Annotated in this window: 22 protein-coding genes, 4 tRNA genes and 2 pseudogenes; 21 read left to right on the top strand and 7 right to left on the bottom strand. The window is 59.2% G+C overall.

Going from position 1 to position 25,246, the window contains the following annotated elements:
- Positions 1-4 precede the first annotated feature (4 nt).
- The 4 genes and pseudogenes from fabA to ACEN8Z_RS24775 form a co-directional block, all read right to left on the bottom strand.
- Complete coding sequence (gene fabA, locus ACEN8Z_RS24790) at positions 5-520, bottom strand: 3-hydroxyacyl-[acyl-carrier-protein] dehydratase FabA (RefSeq protein WP_015096438.1); 516 nt, start codon at positions 518-520, stop codon at positions 5-7.
- A gap of 247 nt (positions 521-767) precedes the next feature.
- The gene (locus ACEN8Z_RS24785) at positions 768-2,669 is read right to left on the bottom strand and encodes an ATP-binding protein (protein ID WP_495595983.1); all 1,902 of its coding nucleotides are present in this window, start codon (positions 2,667-2,669) and stop codon (positions 768-770) included.
- Complete coding sequence (locus tag ACEN8Z_RS24780; protein WP_495595982.1) at positions 2,666-3,598, bottom strand: ABC transporter substrate-binding protein; 933 nt, start codon at positions 3,596-3,598, stop codon at positions 2,666-2,668. Before ACEN8Z_RS24780 ends, ACEN8Z_RS24785 begins: the two co-directional genes overlap by 4 nt.
- 1 nt (position 3,599) lies before the next feature.
- Positions 3,600-3,866, bottom strand: a pseudogene (locus ACEN8Z_RS24775) (TonB-dependent receptor); the annotation flags it as partial.
- Positions 3,867-4,253: 387 nt separating this feature from the next.
- Here ACEN8Z_RS24775 and ACEN8Z_RS24770 point away from each other — a divergent pair.
- The 11 genes from ACEN8Z_RS24770 (at position 4,254) to pyrF (ending at position 14,005) form a co-directional block, all read left to right on the top strand.
- Positions 4,254-5,279 carry an NAD(P)H-dependent glycerol-3-phosphate dehydrogenase gene (locus ACEN8Z_RS24770; protein ID WP_008003278.1) on the top strand — a complete coding sequence of 342 codons (1,026 nt, stop codon included), beginning with the start codon at positions 4,254-4,256 and terminating at the stop codon, positions 5,277-5,279.
- Between the two features lie 31 nt (positions 5,280-5,310).
- Positions 5,311-5,658, top strand: coding sequence for a DUF4389 domain-containing protein (locus ACEN8Z_RS24765; protein WP_495595981.1), 348 nt, complete (start codon positions 5,311-5,313; stop codon positions 5,656-5,658).
- Positions 5,655-6,110, top strand: a complete 456-nt coding sequence (gene sixA, locus ACEN8Z_RS24760) for a phosphohistidine phosphatase SixA (protein ID WP_495595980.1) — start codon at positions 5,655-5,657, stop codon at positions 6,108-6,110. The genes ACEN8Z_RS24765 and sixA overlap by 4 nt, the downstream gene beginning before the upstream one ends.
- Positions 6,111-6,307: 197 nt before the next feature.
- Positions 6,308-7,975, top strand: a complete 1,668-nt coding sequence (locus tag ACEN8Z_RS24755; protein WP_495595979.1) for an AMP-binding protein — start codon at positions 6,308-6,310, stop codon at positions 7,973-7,975.
- A 32-nt stretch (positions 7,976-8,007) separates the two neighbouring features.
- Positions 8,008-8,451, top strand: a complete 444-nt coding sequence (locus ACEN8Z_RS24750) for a hotdog fold thioesterase (protein WP_008003274.1) — start codon at positions 8,008-8,010, stop codon at positions 8,449-8,451.
- Between the two features lie 113 nt (positions 8,452-8,564).
- Positions 8,565-9,371, top strand: coding sequence for an alpha/beta fold hydrolase (locus ACEN8Z_RS24745; protein ID WP_008003273.1), 807 nt, complete (start codon positions 8,565-8,567; stop codon positions 9,369-9,371).
- Positions 9,368-10,222, top strand: coding sequence for an alpha/beta hydrolase (locus ACEN8Z_RS24740; protein ID WP_008003272.1), 855 nt, complete (start codon positions 9,368-9,370; stop codon positions 10,220-10,222). Before ACEN8Z_RS24745 ends, ACEN8Z_RS24740 begins: the two co-directional genes overlap by 4 nt.
- Positions 10,223-10,272: 50 nt before the next feature.
- Positions 10,273-10,932: a glutathione S-transferase family protein gene (locus tag ACEN8Z_RS24735; protein WP_495595978.1), complete on the top strand. Its 660-nt coding sequence runs from the start codon at positions 10,273-10,275 to the stop codon at positions 10,930-10,932.
- 8 nt (positions 10,933-10,940) lie between these two features.
- Positions 10,941-11,747: a DUF4892 domain-containing protein gene (locus ACEN8Z_RS24730; protein ID WP_495595977.1), complete on the top strand. Its 807-nt coding sequence runs from the start codon at positions 10,941-10,943 to the stop codon at positions 11,745-11,747.
- Positions 11,748-11,816: 69 nt separating this feature from the next.
- A complete protein-coding gene (locus tag ACEN8Z_RS24725) occupies positions 11,817-12,872 on the top strand; it encodes an AI-2E family transporter (protein WP_008003269.1) in 1,056 nt (351 codons plus the stop codon).
- A gap of 434 nt (positions 12,873-13,306) precedes the next feature.
- Positions 13,307-14,005 (top strand): orotidine-5'-phosphate decarboxylase, encoded by a 699-nt coding sequence (gene pyrF / locus ACEN8Z_RS24720; RefSeq protein ID WP_165824752.1) that lies wholly within the window; start codon positions 13,307-13,309, stop codon positions 14,003-14,005.
- A 154-nt stretch (positions 14,006-14,159) separates the two neighbouring features.
- Here pyrF and ACEN8Z_RS24715 read toward each other — a convergent pair whose 3' ends face one another.
- Positions 14,160-15,164 (bottom strand): NADP-dependent oxidoreductase, encoded by a 1,005-nt coding sequence (locus tag ACEN8Z_RS24715; protein WP_151214549.1) that lies wholly within the window; start codon positions 15,162-15,164, stop codon positions 14,160-14,162.
- Positions 15,165-15,400: 236 nt separating this feature from the next.
- Between ACEN8Z_RS24715 and ACEN8Z_RS24710 the strand changes: the two genes are divergently transcribed.
- The 4 genes and pseudogenes from ACEN8Z_RS24710 to ACEN8Z_RS24695 all read left to right on the top strand — a co-directional run bounded on the left by ACEN8Z_RS24710 (position 15,401) and on the right by ACEN8Z_RS24695 (position 19,914).
- Complete coding sequence (locus tag ACEN8Z_RS24710) at positions 15,401-16,162, top strand: SDR family oxidoreductase (protein WP_008003267.1); 762 nt, start codon at positions 15,401-15,403, stop codon at positions 16,160-16,162.
- Positions 16,163-16,455: 293 nt separating this feature from the next.
- The gene (locus ACEN8Z_RS24705; RefSeq protein WP_495595976.1) at positions 16,456-17,841 is read left to right on the top strand and encodes an aminotransferase-like domain-containing protein; all 1,386 of its coding nucleotides are present in this window, start codon (positions 16,456-16,458) and stop codon (positions 17,839-17,841) included.
- A gap of 108 nt (positions 17,842-17,949) precedes the next feature.
- Positions 17,950-19,053, top strand: a pseudogene (locus ACEN8Z_RS24700) (HAMP domain-containing protein); the annotation flags it as partial.
- Positions 19,033-19,914, top strand: coding sequence for a methyl-accepting chemotaxis protein (locus ACEN8Z_RS24695; RefSeq protein ID WP_495598188.1), 882 nt, complete (start codon positions 19,033-19,035; stop codon positions 19,912-19,914). The pseudogene ACEN8Z_RS24700 and the gene ACEN8Z_RS24695, both read left to right, overlap by 21 nt.
- 226 nt (positions 19,915-20,140) lie before the next feature.
- Here the strand turns inward: ACEN8Z_RS24695 and ACEN8Z_RS24690 are convergent, their stop codons facing one another.
- Positions 20,141-20,899: a hypothetical protein gene (locus ACEN8Z_RS24690; RefSeq protein ID WP_495595975.1), complete on the bottom strand. Its 759-nt coding sequence runs from the start codon at positions 20,897-20,899 to the stop codon at positions 20,141-20,143.
- A gap of 384 nt (positions 20,900-21,283) precedes the next feature.
- Here ACEN8Z_RS24690 and ACEN8Z_RS24685 point away from each other — a divergent pair.
- The 5 genes from ACEN8Z_RS24685 (at position 21,284) to ACEN8Z_RS24665 (ending at position 23,001) form a co-directional block, all read left to right on the top strand.
- A tRNA-Glu gene (locus ACEN8Z_RS24685) sits at positions 21,284-21,359 on the top strand.
- A gap of 2 nt (positions 21,360-21,361) precedes the next feature.
- Positions 21,362-21,437, top strand: a tRNA-Gly gene (locus ACEN8Z_RS24680).
- Between the two features lie 104 nt (positions 21,438-21,541).
- Positions 21,542-21,617, top strand: a tRNA-Glu gene (locus ACEN8Z_RS24675).
- Between the two features lie 3 nt (positions 21,618-21,620).
- A tRNA-Gly gene (locus ACEN8Z_RS24670) sits at positions 21,621-21,696 on the top strand.
- Positions 21,697-22,290: 594 nt separating this feature from the next.
- Positions 22,291-23,001: a response regulator gene (locus ACEN8Z_RS24665; RefSeq protein WP_495595974.1), complete on the top strand. Its 711-nt coding sequence runs from the start codon at positions 22,291-22,293 to the stop codon at positions 22,999-23,001.
- A 215-nt stretch (positions 23,002-23,216) separates the two neighbouring features.
- Here the strand turns inward: ACEN8Z_RS24665 and ACEN8Z_RS24660 are convergent, their stop codons facing one another.
- Positions 23,217-24,704 carry a sensor histidine kinase gene (locus ACEN8Z_RS24660; protein WP_495595973.1) on the bottom strand — a complete coding sequence of 496 codons (1,488 nt, stop codon included), beginning with the start codon at positions 24,702-24,704 and terminating at the stop codon, positions 23,217-23,219.
- A gap of 72 nt (positions 24,705-24,776) precedes the next feature.
- Here ACEN8Z_RS24660 and ACEN8Z_RS24655 point away from each other — a divergent pair, with 72 nt between their 5' ends.
- Positions 24,777-25,136 (top strand): hypothetical protein, encoded by a 360-nt coding sequence (locus ACEN8Z_RS24655; protein WP_495595972.1) that lies wholly within the window; start codon positions 24,777-24,779, stop codon positions 25,134-25,136.
- Positions 25,137-25,246 lie beyond the last annotated feature (110 nt).

Below are 25,246 nucleotides of genomic sequence, written 5' to 3'. Positions count from 1 at the left end.
ACCCTTAGAAGTTGTCAGTGGAGGTGAACACGCCGACCCGGAGGCCTTCGGCGGTGTAGATTTCGCGACCGTCGACAGTGACCGAACCGTCGGCGATGGCCAGGTTCAGCTTGCCCTTGAGGACGCGCTTGATATGAATGTTATAGGTGACTTTCCTGGCGGTCGGCAGGACCTGGCCGAAGAATTTCACTTCGCCCGAACCCAGCGCACGGCCACGGCCCGGCAGGCCTTGCCAGCCCAGGAAGAAACCGACCAGTTGCCACATGGCGTCGAGGCCCAGGCAGCCCGGCATCACCGGATCGCCTTCGAAGTGGCAGGCGAAGAACCACAGGTCCGGATTGATATCCAGCTCGGCGACCAATTCACCTTTGCCGTACTTGCCACCTTCTTCGCTGATCAGGGTGATGCGATCAACCATCAGCATGTTCGGGGCGGGCAGTTGCGCGTTACCTGGGCCGAACAGCTCACCGCGACTGCAGCGCAGCAGGTCTTCCCGGGTAAAGGCGTTTTGTTTGGTCATGCGAGCTCCTCAATAGTCCCATGCGGCAGGTGGGGCAAATCTTCCCGGCCGATCGAAGCGTTCATGCCTCGAACCGGCAGCCTACTCATAGACTATTGCGTTGTGGTGAAAGTCACAGCACCAAGGACATGAATGTACACTTGTGCACTGAAATTATTATTCAAGCCCCTTTTCGGGCCAGTTCGGGTGCCTAAGACTGCCGCACTTTCGCCTTTCACGCCAGTCGCAGATGCTCGAAAGGCCTGTACTACTGCACCCATCGTTGCAGAATTTGCTGCAGGTCAGTTCGTTTGAACGGCTTGGCCAGGTAATCGTTCATCCCCGCCGACAGACAGGCTTCGCGGTCGCCCTGCAAGGCGTTGGCGGTCAACGCGATGATCGGCAGGTCGGTGCAACCGGGCAGCTTGCGGATTTGTCGGGTGGCTTCATAGCCATCGATGATCGGCAAGCGGCAATCCATCAGGATCGCTTCGAAAATCAGGCTCTCGGCACTGCGAACAGCCTGCGCGCCGTCGGCTGCGAGACTGACCTTGAAGCCCAGACTGCGCAACATGGCTTCGATGACCGTCTGGTTGACCGGGTTGTCTTCGACCAACAGCACATTGCGCCCATCGCCGCCACTGTTGCCGGATTGCGCGCGGGGGGGCAAAAGTGGCTGCGTCTGCCGGTGCAGTGCCAGGGGGATTTCCAGGGTGAACACCGAACCGCGGCCTTCCTCACTCTGCGCGCGCAAGGTGCCCCCCATGCGTTCGGCCAGGGTACGGGCAATCGGCAGGCCCAGCCCGGTGCCGCCATAACGTCTCGAAATGGAGCTGTCGGCCTGCTGGAAAGCGTTGAACATCAATTCCAGGCTTTGCGCCGGGATGCCGATGCCGCTGTCGCGCACGGTGCAGGTGAACCACAGCAACTCGTGGTCCAGCGACTGCCACTGCGCCTCGATGGAGACGCGGCCCTGTTCGGTGAACTTCAGCGCATTGCCGATCAGGTTGACCAGTATCTGCCGGATACGCGTCGGGTCGCCCTTGACCTGCAAGCCGCGCATGTCATCGGGGATCATCAGTTGCAGGTCGAGACCGCGTTGCGCGGCGCTGTGCTGGAACGACTGGGCACAACTGCCGATCAGGTCGACGAGGTTGAATGCAATGTGTTCCAGTTCCAGCTCCGAACGTTCGATCCGCGAGAAATCCAGGATGTCGTTGATGACCTTGAGCAAGTGCTCGGTGGATTCCGAGGCCAGCGCCGCGTATTCCACCTGTTCCTCGGTCATGTCGGTGGTTTCCAGCAACTGCAGCATGCCCAGTACGCCATTCATTGGCGTGCGCAGTTCATGGCTCATCATGGCGAGGAAGTCGGATTTGGCGTTGTTGGCCTTTTCCGCCTCTTCGCGGGTCTGGATCAATTGCGCCATGGCCTGATGCTGTTCGCGGCTGGCCTGTTCGAGACCGCTGGCGAGGTTGTTGATGTGTTGCGACAGCGCCCCCAGCTCGGTGTCGTCGACAATCGGCAGCGGTGTTTTGTAGTCGCCGTCCTGGATCGCCTTGACCGCATTGCCGATATCACGGATCGGTTGCGACAGGCTGCCCGCCAGACGCCGGGCCAAGAGGAAGGTAAACAGCAGGGCAAACAGCGCCAGAATGGCAGCCTTGAGCACGATTTCCTGCTGGCGCTGGCTGAAGGCATCGTTGGACAGCCCGACGATCACCCGGCCGAGATAGTCTTCGGTGGGGGCCGCGTTGGCGGTTTTGCTGCTCTGGAAAAAATCATTGTGCAAGGCGATTCGCTGGAGTCGTATCGGTGCCTGGAACACTTCGAGCTGTTGCGCGCGATTGTGGTGTTCGCTCGGTTGTTCGACGTATACCAGAACCCGGTTGGCGCCGTCCTGGATTTCCAGAAAACTCACGTTGGGCGTGGCCAGCGTCGCCTTGAGCAAGGTTTCGAGCACTTCGATGTTGCCCGAAATCACTCCGTACTCGGTCGCCGGGGCCAGTTGATTGGCGATCAACTGGCCGGTGTGGGTGATTTCCTGACGCAGATCCTGGATGCGCACGAACGTGAAGAAGCTGATCAGCAACAAGGTCAGCAGCAGAGCAGGGCCGAGGCTGATGAGTTGGGTGCGAGTGTTGATGTCCCAGCGACGGCGCAAGTTCATGGGCGGCGTTCTCCTTCAGCCAGCAACGTGGTGACAGAAGCTTCGTTTATCTGTTCGATACCCAATGAACGCGCCACCTGCGGATTGCTCGCGACCTTGAATCGATGGGGATAGTGCGTGCGCGGCCAAGTGGCCGGTGGCCGGTCGAGCAATTCGTTGAGGATCGCCAGCCAATCGCTCTGATCGCTGTAGGTGCTGGCCAGGCTCCCGGCCTTGACGAATCCGGCGTTGGGTCCGACCAGCGCCATTTGCCGTGAGTAGCTGCTCAGCAGCAGGTTCTTGGCGGTTTGCGGGTTGTACAGGTCGGCGTCGTCCAGGCCCAGCAACACGTCGCTGTTTTTCAGCAGGGTCTGTAACGGGCGACTGTCGTGAATGTTGTCCCAGCGCTGGGTGACCACCTCAAGACCCAAGGGGAGGGCGGCCTGACGCAGCTCATTCAACAGGAATTCACTGTGGTTGTCGTAGAGCACGCCGATGCGTTTGGCTTGGGGTAACAGGGTGCGGGTCAAGCGCAACTGGCGGTCCAGTGGTGGATCGCTCCATAGCAGGGAAAGGCGCGCAGGGAGCGTGTTGTTCAAGCGTTGCCGGGCTTGCAGGCGGCTGATGCGTAACACCAGAGTCGCCGGGCCCTGGGTGTCCTGCAGGCGCCAGTCGAGGCTGGGCAGGTCGAGCAATATCAAGCGGATGTTTTCAGGCAGCTTGTCTGGTATCGGTAAATTGGCCAGTGTCTGGAATCGTACTTTATCGCGTGGTCGCAATTCGCTCAGGGCCTGGGTAAACGCCCGCACACCGGGGCTGTCTTCGGCCCCCGTGAGCAAAATGTCGGCCGCGTTACTCGCCAGGCTGCCCAGCATGCCGATTGACAACAGGCAAAGTCCGGCCAGCAGCCGGCCCAGGGGCGGCATTCTGCAGGCCGGACGATACGGCATCTTAAAGCTCCAGCTCCGCGCTGAAATACATCACGTGGCGCTGGTCATAATTGTTATCGATGAGGGTGGTCGGCTGATTGTCCAGCTGTTGCTGGAGCACCCCGGCCAGTTCCAGGCTGGCCTTGCCCAGGCCGATACGTTTGGCGATGCGCGCATCGACCCGTTCGAAACGATAGCCGTTGAGGGTGTCATCTCCATAGTAGAAAAGCGCACTGTTCCAGCCCCGGCCCCAATCGCGCATCCACCCGGCGGAACCGCTGTTGCGTGCATCCCGGCCCACGCCCTGGCTGGCGTAAAAGTCGTCGATGCCGCGCTGGCCCTGGGTGACCTTCAGGCGCGTGGCCGTGAGCACTTGCGGCAGCGGTTCGCTGTCCAGGAACAAGTCGTCGGCCAGCAATGGCGAGCTGAAAATCAGCGCCAGTACCAGCGGCGAACGCGGTGAAGGAGCACCCGGAGACACAACACATTCCAGTCAGTGATTGATGGCGCGCATGTTAACCGAGCCGAATGACTTTTCCATTCACGATGTCCGCATTTTCCTCGGATTTGTTGGTCTTCTTCCCACGGCTAGCAGTATTTGAAGTCGGGGCTGGCCGCCAAGGGGCTGCCCCGTATAATGCCGACATCGCCACTGGTATGGATTAACGGATTGCATATGACTGAACAGCGCCCGATTGCGGTCCTGGGAGGCGGAAGTTTTGGAACCGCCGTGGCTAATCTGCTGGCCGAGAACGGGCATCAGGTCCTTCAGTGGATGCGTGACCCCGAACAGGCCGAGGCCATTCGGGTCAATCGCGAGAACCCGCGTTACCTCAAAGGCATCAAGGTTCTGCCCGGCGTGACGCCGGTCACCGACCTGCAAGCCACCCTGGATGCCTGTGACCTGTGTTTCGTCGCATTGCCCTCAAGCGCGCTGCGCTCGGTGCTGGTGCCGCACGCCGAACGCTTGACTGGCAAAATGCTGGTGAGCCTGACCAAGGGCATCGAAGCCCACACGTTCAAGTTGATGAGCGAGATCCTCGAAGAGATCGCCCCGCAGGCCCGCATCGGCGTCCTGTCCGGACCCAACCTGGCCCGTGAAATCGCCGAACACGCGCTGACCGCCACAGTGGTCGCCAGTGAAGACGAAGAGCTGTGCCAGCAGGTTCAGGCCGCGCTGCACGGCCGCACCTTTCGTGTCTACGCCAGCGCCGACCGTTTCGGTGTGGAACTGGGCGGGGCGTTGAAAAACGTCTACGCGATCATCGCCGGCATGGCGGTGGCGCTGGGCATGGGAGAAAATACCAAGAGCATGCTGATCACCCGGGCATTGGCGGAAATGACCCGCTTTGCGGTGAATCAGGGCGCCAACCCGATGACCTTCCTGGGCCTGGCGGGCGTGGGTGATCTGATCGTGACCTGTTCGTCGCCCAAGAGCCGCAACTATCAGGTCGGTTTCGCCCTCGGCCAGGGCCTGAGCCTGGACGAGGCCGTTACGCGCCTGGGCGAAGTCGCCGAAGGGGTCAACACCCTTAAAGTGCTCAAGGCCAAGGCCCAGGAGGTTGGCGTGTACATGCCGCTGGTCGCCGGGCTGCACGCGATCCTGTTCGAGGGGCGCACGCTGGAGCAGGTCATCGGTCTGTTAATGCGTGGCGAGCCGAAAACCGACGTCGACTTTATTTCCACCAGTGGTTTCAACTAATCACGTTTGCCAGAAAAGCAGGGAGTTGCGCATGAACGATCCGAAAGTAGAAGCCAGGTACGAATCCATCCTGCTGCGCGTGTTGTGGATGATCGTCTTCGTGCTGGTGTGGCAAGTGGCGCAGTTCATCCTCGGCGCCGTCGTGCTCGTGCAGTTGATCTATCGTTTGTTCTATGGCGCCCCGAGCGCCAGCCTGATGAACTTCGGCGACAGCCTGAGCCAGTTCTTGGCGCAGATCGGTCGTTTCGGCAGCTTTCACAGCGACCAGAAACCCTGGCCGTTCGCCGATTGGCCGATGCCGCGTACGCCGGAAGGTGAAGCGCCGCATGTCGTGGCACCGGCACCGCATCCGGCCCGAGATGAGGAACCCAAGCTATGAAACTCTGGGTATTGCGTCATGGTGAAGCCGTTCCGCACGGTGCCCGTCCCCACGATTCGGAGCGGGAACTGACAGACCACGGTCGTGAGGAGGTGCTGCGCAGCGCCGCGCTACTGATGGGCCAACCGCTGACGGCGATCTACGCCAGTCCGTACCTGCGAGCGCAGCAGACGGCGCAACTGGTGCGCGAAGCACTGGGATTCGAACCGGAAATCCGCACCGTCGAATGGCTTACCCCGGAAACCGACCCGGACAAAGTGGCCGAGCAACTGGTGTCGGTGAGCAACGTCCTTTTGGTCAGTCACAACCCGCTGGTGGGGAATTTGTTGAGCTACCTGCAACATGGCGCCGGGCATCCGCCGGAAAAAGTCAGCACCGCCGGATTAGCCGAAATCAAGGGTGAGGAGTTGCTGATCGGGTCGATGAAGCTCGACAGCATCAAGTCCCCATAACGCCGCATTTCTGTGGGAGCGTGGCTTGCCCGCGAAGGTATCGACTCGGTTTACCTGATAAACCGCGGAGCCTGCATCGCGGGCAAGCCACGCTCCCACAGGGATGTCATCGCCTGGAAAGTTTTGAATGAAATAGTCAACCAAGCACTTGCTTGGTTGACTACGCTTGCTCCAGACCAAAAACACAGGAGCGAGTCATGTCTGCTGCTTTTCGTTTGCCTCTGGACGTTTTCTACGAGCGTGAGGCCCGTCATCCCCGCCAGCGCTTCCTGGTCCAGCCTGTCGGAGGTGGCGAGGTCGAGACCTTGACCTGGGCGGATGTCGGTCACCAGGCCCGTTGCGCGGCCCATTGGTTGCGAGGGCGGGAACTGCCGCACGGCAGCCATATCGCCCTGATCTCAAAGAACTGTGCTCACTGGATCATTGCCGACCTGGCGATCTGGATGGCCGGGCATGTGTCGGTGCCGTTGTACCCCAACCTCACCGCCGAATCGGTTTCCCAGGTACTTGAACACTCGGAAGCGGCGCTGGCGTTCATCGGCAAGCTCGACGACTGGCCAGGCATGTCCCGTGGTGTCAGCCCCGACCTGCCGACCATCAGCCTGCCCCTGCATCCGCCGGGTACGTTCGATTTCAGCTGGGCCGACCTGCAACGCAGCTCACCGATCCAGGACGATCCCAAACCTGCCGCCGATCAACTGGCGACCATCATTTACACCTCCGGCACCACTGGCATGCCCAAAGGCGTGATGCACAGCTTCGGCACTCTGGGGTTCGCCACCACTCGCGGCACTTCGTTGTTCGGCCTCAACGAGTCGGACCGGCTGTTGTCCTACCTGCCGCTGTGCCACGTTGCCGAGCGCATGTTCGTCGAGCTTGCGTCGATCTATACCGGTCAGACGGTATTTTTCGCCGAGAGCCTGGACACCTTTCTCACCGACCTGCAGCGTGCACGTCCCACCGCGCTGTTCGGCGTGCCGCGTATCTGGACCAAATTCCAGATGGGCGTGTACAGCAAGATCCCGGCAAAACGTCTCGACTTCCTGCTCGGCCTGCCGATCATCGGCAAACGGGTCGGGCATAAGGTCCTGGCCGGGCTCGGGCTAGATGCGTTGCGCATTGCGCTGTCCGGCGCTGCGCCGGTGCCGCAGACCTTGTTGATGTGGTACCGCAAACTGGGGCTGGATGTGCTGGAGGTCTACGGCATGACCGAGAGTTGCGGCTATTCGCACATTTGCATGCCGGGCCAGAACAAACCCGGCTGGATCGGCAAACCGTGCCCGGAAGTCGAAGTGCGGATCGCCGAGACGGGGGAGGTCATGGTGCGCAGTGGTGCGACCATGCTCGGGTATTACAAGGAACCGGAAAAAACCGCCGACACCATTACCGAGGACGGCTTCCTGCGCACCGGCGACAAGGGCGAGGAGGATGCGGATGGCAATCTGCGCCTGACCGGACGTCTGAAGGAAATCTTCAAGACCAGCAAAGGCAAATACGTGGCCCCGGCACCGATTGAAAATCGCCTGGCCGTGCACTCACGCATCGAACAGGTCTGTGTCGTGGGCGATGGCTTGGGTGCACCGTTGGGCTTGTGTGTGTTGTCGGAGGTTGGCCAGCAGGATGCCGGCGGGGCCGCGCGCGCCGGCTTGCATTCCAGCCTGGAAAAACTGCTGGAAGAGGTCAACGGTGCCCTCGACAAACATGAGCGACTGCGGCGCCTGGTGGTGGTCAAGGACAGTTGGGCCGTGGAAAACGGCTTTCTCACTCCGACCCTGAAGATCAAGCGCAATGTGATCGAAGCGGCTTATGGTGAGCGCTTTGAAGAATGGAGCGAGCATAGCGAAGCGGTGCTGTGGCAGGATTGATCCACGAACAAAACCAACAAGGAAACTCTGCGATGAGCCTGTGGCGCACCACTCCCAACATCGAACAGTTGAACGCAATCCAGAAAAACACCATCGGAGAAGTGCTGGACATCCGTTTCGAAGCCTTCGACGACGAGTCCCTGACCGCCAGCATGGTCGTCGATCACCGCACCCATCAGCCTTACGGCTTGCTGCATGGCGGCGCCTCTGTGGTGCTGGCCGAATCGGTCGGCTCCATGGCCAGTTACCTGTGCATCGATGCCAGCAAGTTCTATTGCGTGGGCCTGGAAATCAACGCCAACCATTTGCGCGGCCTGCGCAGCGGGCGGGTGACGGCGGTGGCCAAGCCGATCCACATCGGCCGCACGACCCATGTCTGGGACATTCGCCTGACCAGCGATGAGGGCAAGGCCAGCTGCGTATCGCGACTGACCATGGCGGTGGTGCCGTTGGGTGAGAATCCGCCGGCGCGTTGAATCAAAGCCATGGCTTTGACCGGACTGTCATCATTCCTGTCAGTTACGGTCATTGCTGCAGGACGCGGTCTTGCGGACAATCAACGCCTGTTCTCGCTTATGGATTTGCAGGTATGTCGCAACAGATCTTTTTCGCCCACGCCAATGGTTTTCCTTCGGGGACCTACGGCAAGTTGTTTGCGGCGCTGGCACCCGAGTTTCAGGTGACGCATCTGGAGCAGCACGCCCACGACCCGCGTTACCCGGCGGACGACAACTGGTACAACCTGGTGGATGAGCTGATTCATCACCTGCAACAACAGGCCGAGCCCGTGTGGGGCGTCGGTCACTCCTTCGGTGGCGTGTTGCACCTGCATGCGGCCTTGCGCTGCCCCGAACTGTATCGCGGGGTGGTGATGCTCGACTCGCCAGTGCTGACCCGAACCGATCGATGGGTGATCCGTGCGGCCAAGCGTTTCGGCTTCATCGACCGCTTGACCCCGGCCGGGCGTACCCTGGGCCGCCGTGAAGAGTTTGCCGACCTGGAAAGTGCACGGAAGTATTTTGCCGGTAAAACCCTGTTCCGAGGTTTTGACCCGGAATGCTTCGATGCCTACCTGCAACATGGTTTGCACCAGGTTGGCGACAAGCTGCGCCTGCGGTTCGACCCGGCCACGGAAATCAGCATCTATCGCGGCGTGCCGCACACCAGCCCAGGTAGCACCCGGCAGTTGCAAGTGCCGTTGGCGGTGGTTCGCGGGCACAACAGCCGTGTAGTGATGCGCCATCACGCCAGTTCGGTCGACCGCCTGCCGTTGGGCGAGTCGTTGACCATGCCCGGCGGCCACATGTTTCCGCTTGAACGTCCCCTTGATACCGCTGAAATGCTCAAAGGCCTGTTCTACCGCTGGGACGGCCGTCGACAACAGGATTGCGCATGAGCCATGTCGTCGAAGAGGTCCGCCTGAGTCTGCCGCACATCGAGCTGGCGGCGCACCTGTTCGGTCCTGAAGACGGTGTGCCGGTCATTGCCCTGCATGGCTGGCTGGACAACGCCAACAGCTTTGCCCGCCTGGCCCCCAAACTCAAAGGCCTGCGCATCATTGCGCTGGACATGGCCGGTCACGGTCATTCCGGGCATCGCCCGCCGGGAGCCGGTTACGCCATGTGGGACTATGCCCACGATGTGCTGCAAGTCGCCGAACAGCTTGGACTGAAGAAGTTTGCGCTGATGGGGCATTCGATGGGCGCCATCGCTTCGCTGATCATCGCCGGGTCGATGCCCGAGCGGGTCACCCACCTGGCGTTGATCGACGGCATCATTCCTCCTACAGACAAAGGTGAAAACGCTGCCGAGCGCATGGGCATGGCCCTGCAAGCGCAACTGGATCTGCGGGAAAAGCGCAAACCGGTCTATGACACCCTCGACCGAGCCATCGAAGCGCGTATGAAGGGCCTGGTGGCGGTCAGCCGCGAGGCCGCCGAACTGCTGGCGCAGCGTGGTCTGATGCCGGTATCGGGCGGTTATACCTGGCGCACCGACAATCGCCTCACGCTGCCATCGCCGCTGCGTCTTACAACCGAACAGGCAATGGCCTTCGTCCAGCGGGTCAAATGTCCTGCAACACTGGTGGTCGCTGCTGACGGCATGCTCGCCAAACACCCGGAATTGCTCGAGCGTCTACCCTTTAGCCGGGAACAGCTGCCAGGCGGCCACCATTTGCACCTGAATGACGAGTCCGGTGCCGATCTTGTCGCAGACTGTTTCAATCGGTTCTTCGCCATTCCTTGACTTGCGCCGGGCAACTGTCGAGGCTTGGCGGGTTGAAATGGGAGACAACCATGATAGATCTCTACACCGCTGCGACCCCGAATGGCCACAAGGTCTCTATCGTGCTCGAGGAACTCGGCCTGCCCTACACGGTGCATGTCTTGAGTTTCGACAAAAAGGAGCAGAAGTCCGCGGACTTCCTCAAGATCAACCCCAATGGCCGGATTCCGGCGATTGTCGACCGCGCCAACGGCGATTTCGCTGTGTTCGAATCCGGCGCCATCCTGATTTACCTCGCAGAAATGACCGGCAAACTGATGCCTGGCGACCCGAAGGGACGTTCGGTGGTACTGCAGTGGCTGATGTTCCAGATGGGGGGGATCGGCCCGATGCAGGGCCAGGCGAATGTGTTCTTCCGCTACTTTCCGGAAAAGCTCCAGGGCGCCATCGACCGCTATCAACATGAAACCCGTCGCCTCTACGAAGTGCTCGATACGCGTTTGCAAAGCGTGGAGTTCCTCGCCGATGAGTACAGCATTGCTGACATCGCCACCTTTCCTTGGGTGCGCGGTTACGAGTGGTCGGGCGTCTCGGTGGAGGGTTTGACGGCGTTGCAACGCTGGATGGCCACCCTGGAGGCTCGGCCGGCGGTGCAGCGTGGTCTGCAGGTACCGCAACGCGCCGATGAAGCCAGTGTCATCAAGGGCGCCCAGGCCATGCTGATCCGATGAGTCTATCCATGCGTTCATTCAGTTTGCTGGTGCTGTGCAGTTTCAGTCCCTTGCTGTTCGCCGCCGATCTTCCGGGCAGTCAGGACCTGCCGATAGTGCCGCGTATGGCCGACGCCCAGATTGTCGACTATCGCCCGACCGCCGAATTGGAGCGGATCTACCCGTTGGGCTCGATCCGCAAGATCAGTGGCCAGTTACGTTTCGACGGTCAGGTCAGTGCCCGCGGCAACGTCACTTCGGTGACCTACGAGTTGCCACCGGAGCATTCATCCAACGAGGCGTTCACCGCTGCCCGCGAGGCTTTGCAAAAACAGGACGCCGGGTTGCTCTTTTGGTGCCAGGCGCGCGATTGCGGCGAAAGCAGCCTCTGGGCCAATCAAGTCTTCGGCAATGCCAAGCTGTACGGCGCCGATGATCAACAAGCCTATTTGCTGCTGCGACTTGCCGCTCCACGGGACAACACGCTCGTCGCGCTGTACAGCATCACCCGCGGTAATCGCAAAGCCTACCTGCATGTCGAACAGTTCGACGCTTCGGCGCCGCTGGGCGAGTTGTTGCCGACCTCCGCGACCTTGTTGCGTGAACTCAAGAGCACCGGCGAGCTCGACTTTTCCACGTTGAGCGGTGCACCTGACGAGACCTGGCTACGCCTGATTTCTCGCGGACTGAATCTGGACACCACCTTGCGGGTCAGTATTTCCGGAGCGAACGCCGAAGCCTGGCGTCAGGCCCTGATTGCCCAGGGCGTGCGTACCGCGCGGATGGAAACCGGCAGTGCCGAAGGCTCTGGCCTGCACATCGAGCTATTGCGCTAGGCTGTACCGGGCGAACGTGTACGCTGCGTTCGCCTACTCTTTTGCTGACTGACTTTTTCGAGACTTTTGATGATCAATAACGATCGCCTGTTGGTGCAGATCCTGCTCGTGGTGCTGTTCGGCGCGAGCTTCTGGGTGATGGCGCCGTTCTGGTCGGCGATGTTCTGGGGCGCGGTCCTGGCATTCGCCAGTTGGCCACTGATGCGCTTGTTGACCCGTTGGCTCAATGGCCGCGAGTCTCTGGCGGCGGCATTGCTGACGCTGGGCTGGATGGTGCTGGTAGCGGCACCGCTGGTGTGGCTGGGTTTCAACCTTGCCGATCATGTGCGCGATGCCACGGCATTCATCAAGGATGCGCAGGTCGAGGGCCTGCCCGAAGCACCGGCCTGGCTGGGTTCGATTCCCCTGGTGGGCGAGCGGCTGGTCGGGATCTGGAACAGCATTGATGAGCAGGGCGCGGCGATGATGATGTCGCTCAAGCCTTATCTGGGGCAGGTGGGTAACTGGTTGCTCGCGCGCAGCGCGCAGATCGGCGGCGGTATTCTCGAGCTGACCCTGAGCATCGTCTTCGTGTTCTTTTTCTATCGTGACGGGCCGCGTCTGGCGGCGTTTGTACACACTTTGCTGGAGCGGCTGATCGGTCAACGGGCCGGCTACTACATTGAACTGGTAGCGGGCACGGTACAGCGGGTGGTGAACGGTGTGATCGGCACGGCGGCGGCCCAGGCGATCCTGGCGCTGATCGGGTTCCTGATTGCCGGCGTACCGGGTGCGTTGGTGCTCGGCATCGTGACCTTCATGCTCAGCCTGATCCCGATGGGCCCGCCGCTGGTATGGATTCCGGCAACCGCGTGGCTGGCCTGGAAAGGCGAGTACGGGCTGGCCATATTCCTCGGGATCTGGGGCACATTCATCGTCAGCGGTGTCGACAACGTGCTCAAGCCGTACCTGATCAGCCGTGGCGGTAATCTGCCGCTGGTCATTGTGCTGCTTGGGGTGTTTGGCGGGTTGATTGCCTTTGGCTTTATCGGTCTGTTCATTGGCCCGACATTGCTGGCGGTGGCCTACAGCCTGTTGATCGACTGGAGCAAGACTCAGGCACGGGTTGAAGATCGCCGGCCCTGAAGGTCCAGGATCCGTAGCCCACTGAGCCGCTGAGGGTCAGTGGGCTTTTTGTTGCGGTACAGGGCCTCATCGCGAGCAGGCTCGCTTCCACAAAGGGGCTGTGTGGCTTTCAAATACGTGGTAGACGGATAACCGCAGTCAGGCCAACACCTGCCAGGTAGGCTGCCAACCACAAAGATGGGCTGCGAGGTTGTGGTTCCAGCACAGGCGTCCGACCCTGAGGCGGGAAGTGCTGTTGCAGGGACCTGTTGCGGGGGGCTGAGGGTAGCCGGCCCGGGTGTTGCGGGCGTGTCGTGTGTGTATCGAACTCGACACAATGGCTTCGGGGGCTAGTCTTGCCTGAGCCGTCTCGACGATTTACCGATCATCGGGTCCCGCAGCGGCGCTGGTTCCGCTACAATGCGCGCCGATTTCGACTTGCCTGAGAGCCCACCATGTCCGCCTGCCAGACTCCTATCATCGTCGCCCTGGATTTCCCTACCCGTGACGCCGCACTGAAGCTGGCCGATCAGTTGGACCCGAAGCTGTGCCGGGTCAAAGTCGGTAAAGAGCTCTTCACCAGCTGCGCCTCGGAAATCGTCGGGACCCTGCGCGACAAGGGTTTCGAAGTGTTCCTGGACCTCAAGTTCCATGACATCCCGAACACCACCGCGATGGCCGTCAAGGCGGCTGCGGAAATGGGCGTGTGGATGGTCAACGTACATTGCTCCGGCGGTCTGCGCATGATGGCCGCGTGCCGTGAAGTGCTGGATCAGCGCAGCGGTCCGAAACCACTGCTGATCGGCGTGACCGTGCTGACCAGCATGGAGCGTGAAGACCTGGCGGGCATCGGGCTGGACATCGAGCCGCAAGAGCAGGTGCTGCGCCTGGCCGCCCTGGCGGAAAAAGCCGGGATGGACGGTCTGGTGTGCTCGGCCCTGGAAGCCCAGGCGCTGAAATCGGCGCATCCGTCGCTGCAACTGGTGACCCCGGGGATTCGTCCGGCGGGCAGCGCCCAGGACGATCAGCGCCGCATCCTGACGCCACGTCAGGCACTGGATGCCGGTTCCGACTATCTGGTGATCGGCCGTCCGATCAGTCAGGCGGCGGATCCGGCGAAGGCGTTGGCCGACGTTGTGGCCGAACTCGCCTGATCAAGCACTGAAGATCCAAATGTGGGAGCGGCGGTGCGGCGATCCGACTTGCTCGCGAAGAGGGTGGATCAGTCGACATATTTATTGACTGATCCACCCTCTTCGCGAGCAAGCCCGCTCCCACAGTGGTTTTGTGGTCAATTCAACTGTTGAGTCAAACCTTCAGCACCAACTTCCCGAAATTCTCGCCGCTGAACAATTTCATCAGCGTCTCCGGGAAAGTCTCCAGTCCTTCGACGATGTCTTCCTTGCTCTTGAGCTGCCCCTTGGCCATCCAGCCGGCCATTTCCTGGGCTGCGCTGGCGTATTGGGCGGCGTAGTCCATCACCACAAAACCTTCCATGCGTGCGCGGTTGACCAGCAGTGACAGATAGTTGGCCGGCCCCTTGACCGCTTCCTTGTTGTTGTACTGGCTGATGGCACCGCAAATCACCACCCGCGCCTTCATGTTCAGGCGGCTCAACACCGCGTCGAGAATGTCGCCACCCACGTTATCGAAATACACGTCGACACCTTTCGGGCACTCGCGCTTGAGGCCGGCGAGGACGTCTTCGCTCTTGTAGTCGATAGCACCGTCGAAACCCAGTTCATCGATCAGGAACCTGCACTTGTCGGCGCCGCCAGCGATGCCAACCACCCGGCACCCTTTGATCTTGGCGATCTGCCCGGCAATGCTGCCCACGGCGCCAGCTGCGCCCGACAGCACCACGGTGTCACCGGCCTTCGGCGCGCCGACGTCGAGCAGGGCGAAGTACGCCGTCATCCCGGTCATGCCCAGTGCCGACAAGTAACGTGGCAACGGTGCAAGTTTCGGATCGACCTTGTAGAAGCCTCGCGGCTCGCCGAGGAAGAAATCCTGCACGCCCAAGGCGCCGTTGACGTAATCCCCGACCGCGAACCCCGGGTTGTTCGACGCAATGACTTTGCCCACACCCAAGGCGCGCATGACTTCGCCGAGCCCGACCGGGGGGATGTAGGACTTGCCTTCGTTCATCCAGCCGCGCATGGCTGGATCCAGGGACAGGTATTCGTTCTTGACCAGAATCTGGCCCGCCGCCGGTTCGCCGACCGGCACTTGCTGATAGGTGAATGTCTCGCGGGTCGCTGCGCCAACCGGACGTTTGGCGAGCAGGAATTGGCGATTGGTCTGGGAGGTCATGGCAGGCACTCAAGATGAATGAAGCTTTGTTGATAGCCGGTCAGCGACGATGCCGCAAGTTCGGCTGATGCGGCGAATGCAGGTTGATCCAGTGCAGTGATAGTTGGTACGACAGTTCCATCACTGCAACTCATGGGCACCCAACCGGAGTCTTGATAGTGCTGCCGTGTTCAGGGCCTCCATGGCTAGACTGGTCCTGTGCGATTCCCCGCTTTCTTCTCTTCGAGGACATAACAATGAGCATGACGTTTTCCGGCCAGGTGGTTGTGGTGACAGGCGGGGCGGCCGGTATAGGCCGTGCGACCGCCCAGGCATTTGCCGCTGAAGGCCTGAAGGTAGTGGTGGCCGATATGGACACGGCGGGCGGCGAGGGCACGGTGGCGCTGATTCGTACGGCCGGTGGGGAAGCGACCTTCGTGCGCTGCAACGTTACCCTGGAAAGTGATGTAAAAAATCTGATGGATGAGGTGATCAACACTTACGGTCGCCTTGACTATGCCTTCAACAATGCCGGCATCGAAATCGAGAAAGGCAAGCTGGCCGAAGGTACGCTCGACGAGTTCGACGCGATCATGGGCGTCAACGTCAAAGGCGTCTGGCTGTGCATGAAATACCAGTTGCCGCTGCTGCTGGCGCAAGGGGGCGGCGCGATCGTCAATACGGCATCGGTGGCCGGCCTTGGGGCAGCGCCGAAAATGAGCATCTACGCAGCTTCTAAACATGCGGTGATCGGCCTGACCAAGTCGGCGGCCATTGAGTACGCCAAGAAAAAGATCCGGGTCAACGCCGTGTGCCCGGCGGTGATCGACACGGATATGTTCCGCCGCGCTTATGAAGCCGACCCGAAAAAAGGCGAGTTCGCCAACGCCATGCATCCGGTCGGTCGCATTGGCAAGGTCGAAGAGATCGCCAGCGCGGTGCTGTACCTGTGCAGCGATGGCGCAGCGTTCACCACGGGGCATTCATTGGCCGTGGACGGTGGCGTTACCGCGTTCTGAAACTGCGCTTCACATTGCAGGAAACACGGAACCTGTGGGAGCGGCGGTGCGGCGATCCGACTTGCCCGCGATGAGGGAGTGTCAGTCGGCATCGATGTCGCCTGACACCCCGCAATCGCGAGCAAGTCGGATCGCCGCACCGTCGCTCCCACAGGTTTTTTGGTTCCCTCAAGGGACCGGGCAATGTGTTTCAAATGATTAGAGCAATGGGTTTTGGCGGCGTTGTCGCACATGCCTTCGAACACTCCTGTGATTAACTGCTTCCCGCAAAATCAACAGGAGTTTGCTTGCTCATGGAATTGAGAATCGACCGACAGGCGCTGGTGCCCGTCGTACAGCAAATTGTTGACGCGCTAACCTGCTGGCTTCATTTCAGCGGGGTATCGCCCGGTACGCGCCTGCCTTCGGTGCGACAGATCGCGCGGATCAATTTGCTCAGTCAGTCAAGCGTTACCCAGGCCTGCGAGCGCCTGGTCACGCAGGGGATGCTGGTGTCACGTCATGGGGCTGGCTATGCGGTCGCCAACCCGGCATTGGCCGCGGGTGCAAAGCACGAGCCGGCGTGGTTCGAGGGGGCTGCGCCCGAGCACGGGCCCTGTTCGAGTGAGTTGAGGCTGGGTTGTGGCGGGCTGCCCGAAAGCTGGCGCGAGACGGACGATCTGATTTACGCGATTCGGCAAGTCAGTCGTACCGATACGGCCAGCCTGTTCAACTACAGTACGCCGCTGGGTTTGCCGGCCTTGCGACAACAGATCCTCAAACGCCTCAGGCAACTGGATATCCGGGTGCAGGATAACCGGATCATGACCACGGCGGGTGCCAGTCAGGGGCTCGACCTGATCGTGCGGACACTGTTCAAGGCCGGTGACTGTGTGGTCGTGGAAAGTCCCGGTTATCCGGTGCTGTTCGATCTGCTCAGGCTGCACGGCATTCACATGGTCGAGGTGCCGCGAACACCGCGCGGGCCGGACGTGGACGTGCTCGAATCGGTGCTGGTCAAACACCGGCCTCAAGGGCTGGTCATCAATAGCTTCTATCACAATCCGACCGGCAGCAGCCTTGCACCGGCGGTGGCGCGCCGCGTGCTGCAGCTGGCCAGGACCTTTGGCGTGCAGGTGATCGAAGACGACGTTTATACGGATTTGCATAGCGGTTCCGGTACGCGACTGGCTGCGCTGGACGACAGCGTGATCTACGTGGGCAGCTATTCCAAGACACTCAGCAGTTCCTTGCGGGTTGGTTTCGTGGTGGCCGGTTCCGAAGTCATTACGCGTCTGGCCGAGGTCAAGATGATCACTGGCATGGGCGCCTCACGGTTTTGCGAGTCGGTGCTGGCGTGCCTGTTGGCTAACGGTGCCTACGGCAAACTGGTGCAGCGTCAGCGCCAACGCTTGAACAGCGACCGGCTGGCCGTGTTGCAATTGCTCGAAGATGCCGAATGGGAGGTTTTCGGCAAACCGGCGGGAGGCCTGTTCATCTGGGCTCGATCACGAATGTCCGACTACGATCAGGTGCGGACCCAGGCACGGCGTCTGGGTGTGCTGCTGTCATCGAAGACCGCCTTCAATCCCTCGGGTGAGGCCAATGACTGGCAGCGTATCAACGTGGCCTATGCCTGCGATCCGCGTGCCCGTGCGTTCTTTCAGGCCACTGCCCGGGATCGACCTCAAGCGTTCTGAAAACGACGTTGGCGTAGCTTTTTGCCATTATTGCGGCGCCAGAGTCTTGTGTTGCTACTGGCCCGTTGCGAATCTGCGTCTACAGACTTTGGCAGGGGACTAAGTGCAATGATTTCGGCCGTGCAAGGACGTTTTGCCAACCTCGGTATGGCGAAAAAACTGGGTATCGGGTTTGTCCTGGTGCTGTTGTTGACTGCGCTGGTGGCGGGCATTGGCGTTTGGTCCCTGAAAACGATCAGCCAGCGCTTCGACGGGCTCAAGCAAATGTCATCGCTCAACAGCGGTTTGCTCAAGGTGCGGCTGCTGGAGCAGGAATACGCATTGCGTGGCAATCCGAAAACCGTTGATGCCCTGCACGAGGGCGTCGATGGCCTGATCGCCCTGGCCGGCCAGCTGAAGGCCGCGTCTGCGGCCAACGTGCCGGTGATGAATGATGTCGAACAGTCTTTGGGGGCCTATCGCAAGGCCTTCGACGAGTTTGTCTCGCTCACCCAGGCCAAGGACCTGGCGCTGGAAATGGCCAGTTGGTCGGTGTCCAGCGTGGCCAATAATCTTGACGTATTGCAGTCCGGGCTCGCCGATGACGGGGCTTATACCCTGAAAGACTCCGAAGGCAAGGACGGTGCGCAATTCATCGAACAGGCCAGTCAGGTCAGCCAGGTTTCACGCTTGATGCTGCAAGCCATGAATGAAGCACGCGTGCGTCTGGATCAAAGCCGCAAAGGCGACGACAGCGCCGGGCAGGGCAAGATCGAACAGGCCAGTCAGGCATTGACCCAGGCCGAGCAACTCAAGACCACAGTCAAGGATGAGGGTTACCAGACCGTCCTCAATGAGGTGATGGGCCATATCGCCAGTTTCAGTGACAAGCTCGCCGAGTACACCGGCCTGCTGGAACAGGAAAAAACCGTCTATCAACAATTGCATCAGCGCGCAGCCCAAGTGGTCGAGCGGGTGGATCAGGCTTATGTCGCGCAAGACCAGGCGATGCAGGCTGAACTGAAAAAGAACTCGCTGCTGATCATCGGCTCTTCCGCCCTGGCCTTGCTGGTTGGGCTGGTTGCCGCGTGGTTCATCACCCGGTTGATCGTGGCACCGCTGCGCAGTGTGATTCATGTGGCGCAGCAGATTGCCTCAGGGGATTTGAGTGCGACCATTGACGTGACCCGCCGTGACGAAATCGGTCAGTTAATGCAGGCAATGCAGCAAATGGGGGCGGGGCTCAGCCATATAGTCAGCGGCTTGCAGTCGGGTATCGAACAGTTGGCGACTTCCGCCCAATCGCTGTCGGCGGTGACTGAGCAGACCAACCTCGAAGTCAGCACGCAGAAAGAGGAAACCGAGCAGGTCGCCACTGCGATGAATCAGATGACGGCCACGGTGCATGATGTCGCGCGTAACGCCGAGGAAGCAGCCTTGGCTGCGCAAACGGCTGACGGCAAGGTTGAAAGCGGTCAGCAGGTGGTGCGCCAGAGCATGGTGCGAATCGAGCAGTTGGCGGATTCGGCCACTTCCGCCAGTTCGAGCATCGAAAGCCTGAGTGCGGAAATCCAGAACATCGGCACGGTCTTGAGTGTGATCAAAAGCGTGGCGGAGCAGACCAACCTGCTGGCGTTGAACGCGGCGATCGAGGCCGCCCGGGCCGGGGAGCAGGGCAGGGGCTTTGCCGTGGTGGCCGATGAAGTGCGTGCATTGGCCAAGCGAACCCAGCAATCGACCGAGGAAATCGAACGCCTGGTCAGCGCTTTGCGTTCGGCGGCGCAGTCGTCGGTGCAGCAGATCCAGAGCAGTGGCGAGTTGGTGAAGCTGGCAGTCAGCGACGCCTTGCAGACCGAGAGTGCGCTGGGCAGTATTGCCGCGGCGGTATCGTTGATCCAGCAGATGAACCAGCAGATCGCTGCGGCAGCCGAGGAGCAGAGCTCGGTGGCCGAAGAGATCAACCGCAGTGTCACCAGTATTCGCGCCAGTGCCGATCAGTCATCGCTGGCAATGCAGGGCAATGCAGCGTCCAGTATCGAGCTGGCGCAACTGGGGGTTGAGCTGAAGGGGATGGTGGGGCATTTCAGGCTTTGAAGTGATCATCGGCCTGGCCAAAAAAAGGATCATCACGCAATACCGGGAAACACTGATAGCGCAATACCTGTGGGAGCTGGCTTGCCAGCGATGGTCGTTAACGATGACGCGTGAGAACTGGATAAACGCGGCGCACTTGAGAACATCGCCAGCAAGCTGGCTCCTACAGGTACAGCGTGAAGAACAAAAAAAAGCCACCTTGCGGTGGCTTTTCTGTTTTCGCCGATCAGTCGTAGATCGCTTTCTTTTTCCAGTCCGCGTCGGCCTCGACGTCTTTGAGACCTTCGGTCAACTGGTTGACTTCGCCTTCGACCGGCGCAATGCGATCCATGACCTGGTCATTGGCGCGGGCCAGGAGTTTTTCCAGGTATTCCAGTTGCTCGGCGTAAACCTGTGGTTCCTGTTGTTTGCGCAGGTATTGCACGCCGCGCTCGAATGCCAGGCGAGCCTGTCCGGGCTGGTTCTTTTGCAGGGAGTGCTGGCCGAGGTTGTTGAAGAACTCGATGTGCAGCAGCACGAGGATGTGGCGCACTTCACGGATCCAGCGTTTGGCCTCGTTGGGGGGCAGGAAGCCGTCCTGTGCCGCGCGGGTGATTTGGCCGTGCAGGGCTTCGAGCAGGAAACGTACATCCTTGGCCTTGGCTTCGGTCTGGATCGGTGCTGGCGGATTGTTGACCGGGATGGATTCACCCTGGCCGACAAGGACCTCCAGTTCGGCGATCCGTGCCTTGAGGTTGGCGCTGGATTTTTCCAGGTTGAGCAGGCGCTGGCAGACGTTCAGTTCCAGGCGGGTCAACAACAGCTTGAGTGCCGGGGTCATCAACTGGCCGGGGAAAGTCTCGGTGATTTCGCCGCAGCGACGCAGACGATCATTGAGCTCGATCTTGGTACGGGCCTTTTCCAGCTTGTTGTTTTCCACCACATGGTTCATGTAACCAATGGCGATCAACAGTGCGATCCCGGCTACGACTAGCAGGGTGATCATGAGTGGCGTCACCGGTAAGACCTCTTTATAGGGTACGCATGCGAGTTTAGTGGCTTGGCATTCGAGCGCCCAGGCCCGCATGACGGGTTGGATCGGACATGCCTGCGCTTATATCGGCCGCAGCCCCGCTTCTATGAATGGTGGCAAGCGATGTACAGATTGCCATCACTGCTGGACTATAACGTCTTGGCGGGTGCCAGAATATAGGCGTCAAACGCCGGGCAGCGGAAAAACCGCAACGGCGCCCAAAAGCAGGGCGAAGTCATTGATTTAAATAAATTTATATCAGGGGGTTGACGACCTCTCAATCCATCCATAGAATGCGCGCCACTTGCAGCGTAAAGCACACAGCGAAACGAAGCAGGGAGTGAATGCAGTAGGTGTGTCCCCTTCGTCTAGTGGCCTAGGACACCGCCCTTTCACGGCGGTAACAGGGGTTCGAGTCCCCTAGGGGACGCCAATGCGGGAATAGCTCAGTTGGTAGAGCACGACCTTGCCAAGGTCGGGGTCGCGAGTTCGAGTCTCGTTTCCCGCTCCAATTTTAAACAGCTTTGCTTTCGGGCAGGGCTGAGTGAAACCAGAACCAAGTCTTCGGATGCGGATCTGGGCACCGAAACACACACCATGTGTTCCGGGTAGCGTGTCCCCTTCGTCTAGTGGCCTAGGACACCGCCCTTTCACGGCGGTAACAGGGGTTCGAGTCCCCTAGGGGACGCCATTTGCGGGAATAGCTCAGTTGGTAGAGCACGACCTTGCCAAGGTCGGGGTCGCGAGTTCGAGTCTCGTTTCCCGCTCCATATTTAACAAAAACGCCGCTCATTGAGCGGCGTTTTTGTTTGCGCGTATAAAACCAAATTGAAGAAATGGACGTTTAACCCATTTTTTCATCCAGTGAGCTCCACTGGAAACCACCTCCAGCCAGTGTCTACGCCCCCAGGGGGATCCACGTCTAGTCTAGCGCTGTCTTTGCGCGACTGGTCCGAGTGGCTGTTTGCCAGAAGCGGCCCTTCTCGACCCGTTGAATCCACATCGCCTTGGGGTACGCAGACCCGACCAGAAGCGGTCGGTGAAACAGGGCCGCTACTATCTCCATAAATGGGGTATTTCACCCACCCAACCGGGCGGTTATCACCTGATTTGAGGAATATTCCCCACCCTCACCCTTTCTCTCGCTTGAAGCACTCAGAAACAGCTTGTTAATTGGTTTGGACTTTTTCTTCGCCCTATTGAAATGGCTCATTAGTTGCACCCCCCTCCGGTACCCACAACAGCTGTCGTCCCGGACATCATGGAGACGACGGGGCTTGCCAGATTCGGCATGACGTGATGGGTGAAAAATGCAACGCGCGACATCACCATGCAGATCCATCGCCTCTTATGGGGAGTTTTTTATGAGTTCCATGATCAAGATTGGCATCGTTGATGATCACCCGCTGTTGAGGGATGGGGTCACAATGGCGCTGAAGAAAATAGCTGACTTTCAGGTGGTCGGGCAGGGCGAGTCTGCCGATGATGCCCTGGAGATTGCCGCTCGTTTTGCTCCGAATGTTTTGCTCATGGATGTAAATATGCCGGGCGATAGCTTTGCTGCCGTGCGAGCGATCTCAGCTTCTTCGCCGGCAGTTAAAATTTTGATGCTGACGGTATCCGAGTCCATCGAGGACGCCTATTCCGCCCTCGAAGCGGGCGCGCAGGGGTATGCGTTGAAAGGCATAAGCGGTCGTGAGCTTGTACAAGCCATCAGAAATGTTGCCGCTGGTGAAACCTTCATTACACCCAAGCTTGCCAGCAAGCTGTTAAGCAATTTCAGAACGTACGCGGGTGATAAGCAAAAGGTCGAGCTGACCCATCGCGAAGAACAAGTTATCCGGGAGGTATCGAAGGGCCTGACTAACCGCGAGGTTGCTATCAAGCTTGAGCTCTGCGAGAAGACAATCAAGCACTACATGACGAATGTCATGTACAAGCTACGCGTTCGTAACCGGACGCAGGCAGTCGCAGCAGTGAGACGGCATTGGGAGAGTGACCATATACCTGGCTTATGCGGTGCTCTTCAACGCCGCGACTTCAATGGCAACGGTAGGACAAACAACGGGCCATAAGCGCTAATGCCAGTCAGTTAAGCGGTAATGCGATCTGTAGCAGCTGCCGAGCCCGCGAGGCTGCGTTCGGCTGCATAGCAGTCGTGAGTCCAGCTGACGCGGCCTGCCTGACGTACCTCAATGACTGATTTTACGACTGCTTCGCAGCCGAACGCAGCCTCGCGGGCTCGGCAGCTGCTACAAAGGGTGTCGCGGCTGAATGTTGGCACGGGTGATCATATTTTGAACTGCGCCCTGGCTTTGGTTCCGGCATGGGGCGCCGATTCAATGCTGAATATTCCGCCGAGGGATTCGACGCGATAGCGCATGCCGACAAGGCCCAGATGAGTTCTACCTCGACCTGGCACACTCGGTTTCTCGGTTGAAATACCCACTCCCGCATCCTCGACTTGCACTTCCAGTAGCCCTTCGGAGTGAGAGGCGCTGAGTTTTTGGCCTTTTCCTCCGGCGTGAATATAGGCATTGTTCAATGCTTCCTGAGCGAAGCGGTAAATACAAATTTTATGCGCTATCGGTACATCGCTTGGAAGAGTATCAAGCTCCAGTTCGACTCGCGTCTCGGTTCGCTCTTCGTGCCGCTGAGCAAGTAATACCAGCGCATCGTGCAGGGTCAGATCATTGACTTCCGGAAGTGCCAGGCCGAGTGATATTCCCCGCACTTCGTTTAAAGCATCCTCGCCGGCACGTCTGATCATTTCGAGGACTTCCCCATCTGAAGCGCCTTGCGAATCTTCGAGCTCTTCAAGGCGAAGGAGAATAAGTGACAACAGCTGAGCAGGACCATCATGAAGATCTGCCCCGATCCGGCGAAGAGTGAGTTCATTGATTCTGGAGAATTCGCGATTGGCTGTAGTGACTTTGTGCTGAAGGGCGGCATTATTCGAGTGCAACCTGGCTTGCTCATCCATTTGCTGCTTTATTATCTTGTCGCCACGCCGAACGATAAAAAATAACAGCAAAAGCATGGCCATCGTTGCTGTACCAACAATCGCCCATACTTTCTTGCGAACGTTATTGATTTCGCGCTGTAACGCTTCCGCGGTTTCGTAAAACTCACCAATCGCAATAATCTTTCCAGTACCCGCTTCGCGCAGTGGAGCAAAAATTTCATAGAGCGGAATATTCAGGCTTCGCTCAAAAGCATCCTCAATATCATTCGCAGTAAAGTCTTCAAGATCATTGTCCAGTTCTGTATAGATCTTGCCTGTCAGCGCCTGTGAGATCTCCTCTGTCGGAAAAACTTTCTGGACCGCGGATTTGTCGGTGCTGTAGACAATCGTGCCGTCTGGAAGCCAGATCTTCACCGAGACAACATGTGTGCTGAACGAGGTGCTGGACAACAGCTGATCAATGGTCTGAATAGTTCCATCGGGAAGTTCTTTGGCAGTGGTTAATCCCTGGACGAAAGGTTCGAGAAAGTTCGCCATGTAACGCGCCCCTGCCTCTGCCGCAGTTTGAACCGTTGCATCTTCGATACTCTGGCTTACGAGGTTTCCAACGAACGTCATGGTCAAACCCAGAATTATTGTGGCGGAGATTACGAACTGGGTTGAGCGGCTCAAATGGCGCAATTTCGCACGGGAGCCCTGTCTCCCTGGCACTCCGCCACTGGACGTTTGGCCAGCCTCTGATCCGACCAAGGTCTGATCCGATTCATCGACCAAGGTCTCAGAATTTGATTGGGCTTTTGTCTCTGTACACATCTGGGTAGCCCCTCAATACTCATTTTCAATGGAGTGTAGAGCTAGCGTTTGAGGTTGAAGGCGGGAGGCGCGATGAATAGTTTAAAAAGATTCTTGATCAATCTGGATAATCGCTATTCCCGGCAAACCAATAGTGTGGTCGGCCATTCGCGCCCTGTACTGTCACTTTACGGCCATACAGGCCAGGATGGAAACGTCTGCACGTTTGGCATTCAACATACTAGTCAAATCGTAGTCGATGCCAGCTTTCTCATGGATAAAAGGCTTATTGACGAAGCCGCATGGACGCAGAACCGTGCCATCACCCCTCAGGAAGTCTCGGACTATGGCGATCTTCGCGAGCATATTCCGGACAATGACTCTGATCGCTGGATGTGTGGCATCTGTGACCAGCCCCCTATTCCTGAGAGAGCATTATGGACAGAAGGATAGAGCCCCGATACGTGACGGGGCCTTTTGCAAGTTACCCCTTCTTTTCGTCCTGCACTCATGGGCCGTCCCCTCCTTGAGGCGCAACACCGGCCTGTAAATACGGTTGCCAT

This window comes from Pseudomonas sp. Pseusp10 (assembly GCF_059492225.1).
Note: the sequence above shows the minus strand (reverse complement) of the source record. Positions and strands in the feature narration are given on the sequence as shown.